Source organism: Alistipes sp. CAG:29 (genome assembly GCF_000435435.1).
GTDB classification, from domain to species: Bacteria; Bacteroidota; Bacteroidia; order Bacteroidales; family Rikenellaceae; genus Alistipes; species Alistipes onderdonkii.
Genome location: NZ_FR893473.1, coordinates 35,992 through 41,008, shown reverse-complemented (window position 1 = coordinate 41,008; position 5,017 = coordinate 35,992). Strand labels below are relative to the sequence as shown.

Annotated in this window: 6 protein-coding genes and 1 pseudogene; 1 reads left to right on the top strand and 6 read right to left on the bottom strand. The window is 60.0% G+C overall.

The genetic code is table 11. The features are described from left to right. The 6 genes from QVP03_RS08655 to QVP03_RS08630 all read right to left on the bottom strand — a co-directional run. Positions 1-800 (bottom strand): M23 family metallopeptidase (locus QVP03_RS08655; RefSeq protein ID WP_288210721.1); only part of this gene is annotated, 800 nt, incomplete at its 3' end. Positions 801-831: 31 nt separating this feature from the next. After that, positions 832-1,404 (bottom strand): DUF3109 family protein, encoded by a 573-nt coding sequence (locus QVP03_RS08650; protein ID WP_022333086.1) that lies wholly within the window; start codon positions 1,402-1,404, stop codon positions 832-834. Beyond that, complete coding sequence (locus QVP03_RS08645; RefSeq protein ID WP_022333085.1) at positions 1,401-2,387, bottom strand: D-alanine--D-alanine ligase; 987 nt, start codon at positions 2,385-2,387, stop codon at positions 1,401-1,403. Before QVP03_RS08645 ends, QVP03_RS08650 begins: the two co-directional genes overlap by 4 nt. Before the next feature lie 2 nt (positions 2,388-2,389). After that, entirely contained in the window at positions 2,390-3,199 is an 810-nt protein-coding gene (gene nadD, locus QVP03_RS08640; RefSeq protein ID WP_276792577.1) for a nicotinate (nicotinamide) nucleotide adenylyltransferase, read from the bottom strand. Beyond that, entirely contained in the window at positions 3,196-3,765 is a 570-nt protein-coding gene (gmk, locus tag QVP03_RS08635; RefSeq protein ID WP_018695831.1) for a guanylate kinase, read from the bottom strand. Before gmk ends, nadD begins: the two co-directional genes overlap by 4 nt. Further along, positions 3,765-4,637, bottom strand: coding sequence for a YicC/YloC family endoribonuclease (locus QVP03_RS08630; RefSeq protein WP_022333083.1), 873 nt, complete (start codon positions 4,635-4,637; stop codon positions 3,765-3,767). Before QVP03_RS08630 ends, gmk begins: the two co-directional genes overlap by 1 nt. Before the next feature lie 201 nt (positions 4,638-4,838). Between QVP03_RS08630 and QVP03_RS08625 the strand changes: the two are divergent. After that, positions 4,839-5,017 (top strand): annotated as a pseudogene (locus QVP03_RS08625) (3-phosphoserine/phosphohydroxythreonine transaminase); the annotation flags it as partial.

Sequence of the window (5,017 nt, the reverse complement as noted above, 5' to 3'; positions counted from 1 at the left end):
AGCAGGAAGGTCTCGCGGCACAGCAGTCCGTTCTTGAAGTCGATGAGCCGCTCGGGGTCGAACGACTGCCCGTAATAGCGGGTCTCGAAATGCAGGTGCGGCCCCGTGCTGCGCCCCGTCGAGCCGCCCAGACCGATGATCTGCCCGGCCTCGACCCACTGGTTGGGCTCGACCATGCGCTCCGAAAGGTGCCCGTAGTAGGTCTCGAGCCCGTTGTCGTGGCGGATGATGACCAGGTTGCCGTAGCCGCCCTTGTTATATTCCGAAATACGCACGCGGCCGCAGAACGTGGCGTAGACCGGGTCGCCCGCCTTGAGCGGCAGGTCGACGCCCTGATGCTGGCGCCGGCGGCGCGGGCCGTATTTGCCGCGCGGGTGCACCGAACCCTGGTAGGGGCAGTGGTAGCTCGTGACCGAGTCCACCAGGTCGATGACCACCGATTTGGGCATCGACGACATGTCCACCTCCTTGTAGGGGACGAGCGTTGTCGTATCCCAGTATTTCTCGAAGATGGTGCTGTCCTTGGCTATCTCGCGGTTGCGGACGTATTTCCACGTGTTGTTGCTGTAAAGCACCACCTGTATGGCGTCGTTGCCCGAGTCGAGCGTGTCGATGGCCACCACGTCGTTGGTGTCGAAAATCGACTCGATCTGCTTGGGCTGGAGCCGCACGCGCATTGCGACGATGGAGTCTATGGTCGCAGCCTCCCTGGGCGAGAGGGATGCGATGTGCAGCGAATCGGTTTTGCGTTCGGCCTGCGGCGCTGCGGCCGATGCCGAGAGTGCCGCAATGGCGGCCATATAGGTGAGGCAGTATTTTTTCATCTGTATTTTATTGTTGTCGGATAAATTCTTCGGCGGCTTCCAGCGCCTTGTAAAATTCCTCGCCGAAACGGCGCACGATCGGTTCGCGCAACGCCTTGTAGACCGGGATTCCCAGCCTGCGGCCGCATTCGCGCGCCGGGGCGCAGACCGACCAGCGGTGGTAGTTGAGCCCTGCCGTACCGTTCGAAAACCGCACGACGCGGATCGGATAGAGGTGGCATGAGATCGGTTTGCGGAAGGCGGTCTTGCCCTCCAGCCACGCCTTTTCGATGGCGCAGAGCGTGATGCCGTTCTCCTGGTAGGTATAGGCGCACTCCGCATCGCCGACCAGCGGCGTGGTCAGGTCGCCGTCTTCGTCGATGACCATGAAGCCCTGCCGCTCGACGGCCTCGATGCCCTCGGGCGTCATATAGGGCTTGTAGGCCGCATATTCGCGTTCGAGTATGCCGACCTCCTCCGCTTCGAGCGGCGCCCCGGCATTCCCCTCGACGCAGCAGATACCCTTGCACTTCGCGATGTCGCAGGCGAAACATTCGCGCAGCAGGTCTGCGCTCACGATTTTGTCATCGATTTCGATCATTTGCGGCAGGTGTCGGCGATTATCAGGTCGAACATCTCTCCCAGCGACATGCCCATGGCCCGTGCCTGCTTGGGGACGATGCTCCCGGCGCTCATGCCGGGGATGGAGTTGATTTCGATCAGGTAGGGTTTGCCCTCGGGCGTGACGATGAAATCGACGCGTACGACACCCGAGCAGCGGCATGCCCTGTAAGCGATGCGGGTCATGCGGTGCAGTTCCTCCGCAATTTCCGGGGCGATGTCGGCGGGGGTTATCTCGTCCGAATAGCCTTCGGTGTATTTGGCCTGGTAGTCGAAGAAATCCTTTTTCGATACGATCTCCGTGATCGGGAACAGGTATTCCCTGCCTCCGGCCACCATCATGCCGCAGCCCATTTCACGGCCCGCGATGCACTCTTCGATCAGCACCTCGTCGCTTTGGGCGAAGGCCGCCTCGATGGCGGGCAGCACCTCGTCGCGCGTATGGACTTTCGTCACGCCGAACGAGCTGCCGCTGGCGTTGGGCTTGATGAAGAGCGGCAGTCCGAACTCCGCGACCACCCTGTCCGGGTCGGCCGTTTCGCCCTTGCAGAGGAAAATCTCGCGGGCGAGGTTGATGCCCCGTCCCGCTACGGTGCGCTTGGTGGTGATCTTGTCGAAGGTGATGACCGACGAGGTCATCGAGCACGACGAATAAGGGACGCCCATCATGTCGAGGTAGCCTTGCAGCTTGCCGTCCTCGCCGGGCGTGCCGTGGATGATGATCAGGGCGTAGTCGAATGCTTTGCGCTCGCCTTCCACCGTGAGCGAAAAATCGTTCTTGTCGACCTGCCACTCGCGTCCGTCGGGGGCCGTGTAGTGCCAGTCGCGGTGGTGGAGGTCGATGACCGTGATGTCGTATTTCGTATGGTCGAGCGCCGCTTCGATCTGTGCGGCGCTCTGGAGCGCGATCCCCCGTTCGGGCGAATCTCCGCCCGCCATGAGGGCAATCTTCAGGCGTGTCATTGTCAGGGGTTGTATATGTCTTTATATCTGAATTCCAGTATTTCCTGTACCATTTGTGCATACTGCCGCGCCTCGGCGTGGCTGTCGTCTGTTTGCAGTACGCGGTTGAAGTCGTTGAGGGCTGCACCCCACTCGTTGAGGCGGTAGTGGAGCTTGCCCCGTTCCATGTAGAGCGCCGTGTTTTCCGGATCGGCGGCGATCTGTGCCGTCAGGGCCGATTTGCGGGCCGTCGGGTTCCACAGCCCCTTGCGGCGGATGTGGTCGGCGACGCCCTTGTCGAGCATCTGCGAGACATCCTCGCCCCGCCCGATGCGTTCGCGGATTTGTGTCGCGGAAAAATCCTGCAGCGGCGCGTCTTCCAGCACCATGATGCGGCCGGGGAACCTGTCCACCCTTTCGCCGCGGCGGGGATAGACGTATACCGGGTATTCGAGGATGCGGTCGTACTCTTTCCAGCCGTCGAGCCGTTCTATCTGGTCGGCGCCCATGAGGATCGAGAACTCCATATCCGCGCCGTGGTTCTCGGCCAGGTAGCGCAGCGTGTCGATCGTATACGACGGCTTGGGGAGCAGGAATTCGACGACCGAGGGTTTTATCCGGTCGGGATAGCGCGACGCCGCGCAGGCCGTCTCGGCCATTTCGAACCGATCCATCTCGGGGGCCAGCTCTTCGGCCTGTTTGTAGGGGCTCTGGGGCGAAACGACGAGCACCAGCTCGTCGCACAGTCCTTTTTCCACGGCGTATTCCGCCAGGGCGATGTGCCCTTTATGGATGGGGTTGAACGACCCGAAATAGAGCATGACGCGTTTCATGGCTGCCGTGCGATGAATTGGTCGATGATCGCAGTCGTTTCGCGGATCGCCTCGTCGAGCGAGTCGTTTACGACGATGTGGTCGAATTCGGGGGCTTTCGTCAGTTCGAATTCGGCCTTCGCCACACGGCGGTCTATCACTTCCGGGGCGTCCGTGCCGCGGCATACGAGCCTGCGGCGCAGCTCCCCGATCGAGGGCGGCATGACGAATATCGAGCAGGCGTCGTCGCCGAAGATGCGTTTGAGGTTGATCCCCCCGATGACGTCCACGTCGAAGACGATGATGTTGCCCTTGGCCCAGATGCGTTCCACCTCCGAGCGCAGCGTGCCGTAGCAAGTGCCCTGGTAGACCTCTTCCCACTCCACGAAACGGTTTTCCGCGACGGCGCGCATGAACTCTTCGTGCGTCATGAAGTGGTAGTCGCAACCGTGGCGCTCGCAGCCGCGGGGTGCGCGGCTGGTCGCCGATACCGAAAATTCGAACTGCGGGAACCGTTTCAGCAATTCGCGTACGATGGTCGTCTTCCCGGAACCGCTCGGGGCGGAGAATATGATAACCTTGCCCATTATAATATGTTCAGTACCTGTTCTTTGATCTTCTCCAGCTCGTCCTTCATCTTAACTACGAGTATCTGGATGTTCGATTCGTTGGCCTTCGAGCCCATCGTGTTGATTTCGCGGCCCATCTCCTGTGCGATGAAGCCCAGCTTGCGGCCTGCGCCCTCCTCTTGGGCGGCCACCTCGCGGAAATACCTGCAGTGGTTGGCCAGGCGCACCTTCTCTTCGGTGATGTCGAGTTTTTCGAGGTAGAAGATCATCTCCTGCTCCAGCCGGTTGCGGTCGACGTCGACCTGCAGCTTTTCGAGGTTTTCCAGCAGGCGGGCCCTGACCGTCTCCGTGCGGGCCTTTTCGAAAGGCACGACCTCCTGTTTGTAGCCTTCGATCTTGTCCACGCGGCCCAGCAGGTCGGCGATCAGGATCGCGCCTTCCTGCAGGCGGAACGCGTCGAGCTGCGCCACGGCGGATTCGGTGGCGGCGACCAGCGCCGCGTGTTCCTCGTCGGAGATGCTCTCCGTTTCGGTCGATACGACATCCGGCAGGCGCATGATGGCCTGCAGGGCAGCGCTGTCCCACCCGATCCCCGCATAGTTGAGCCGGGCGTTTTGCGCCGCGTCGCGCAGTTGCCCGGCATAGGCGGCGAATACCTCTTTATTAATACGCGCCGGGGTCTCCACGGTCTGCGATTCGACGGTCACGAAGACATCGACCTTGCCGCGCTGTACCGTGCGGGTGATGATATTGCGGATTTCGTATTCCGACTGGCGGTATACGGCCGGAAGCCGCAGCCCGAGGTCGAGCTGTTTGGAGTTGAGCGAACGGATTTCGACCGTGATCTTCTTATTTTGCAGCGTGGCTTCGCCCTTGCCGAAGCCCGTCATGGATTTTACCATTTGCGGAGGATGTTAAGTTTGGGCAAAAGTAATAAAAACAATTCAAAATGCCGAGCGTTCGGGACGCCGAGTGAAATTTCTTTGAACAAGTTTTGCACAACTGTTGTATTCTCCGGAATATTTTATTTATATTTGTGTTAGTAAACTAACAGGCTGGAGTCCGAAACACTAAATTCACATCCGAATATTATGAAAAAGCACAATTTCAACGCGGGACCCTCGATCCTCGCAGACGAAGTCATCCAGAACGCAGCAAAAGCTATCGTAGATTTCAACGGTTCGGGCCTTTCCCTGCTTTCGATTTCGCACCGGACGAAGGATTTCGAGAACGTGATGGCCGAGGCCGACGCGCTCTTCCGTGAGTTGCT

What these genes read in the sequence shown, in the direction of transcription:
- QVP03_RS08650 (WP_022333086.1), bottom strand. Translation starts at nt 1,404, where the DNA reads ATGATCGAAATCGATGACAAAATCGTGAGCGCAGACCTGCTGCGCGAA.
- QVP03_RS08645 (WP_022333085.1), bottom strand. Translation starts at nt 2,387, where the DNA reads ATGACACGCCTGAAGATTGCCCTCATGGCGGGCGGAGATTCGCCCGAA.
- nadD (WP_276792577.1), bottom strand. Translation starts at nt 3,199, where the DNA reads ATGAAACGCGTCATGCTCTATTTCGGGTCGTTCAACCCCATCCATAAA.
- gmk (WP_018695831.1), bottom strand. Translation starts at nt 3,765, where the DNA reads ATGGGCAAGGTTATCATATTCTCCGCCCCGAGCGGTTCCGGGAAGACG.
- QVP03_RS08630 (WP_022333083.1), bottom strand. Translation starts at nt 4,637, where the DNA reads ATGACGGGCTTCGGCAAGGGCGAAGCCACGCTGCAAAATAAGAAGATC.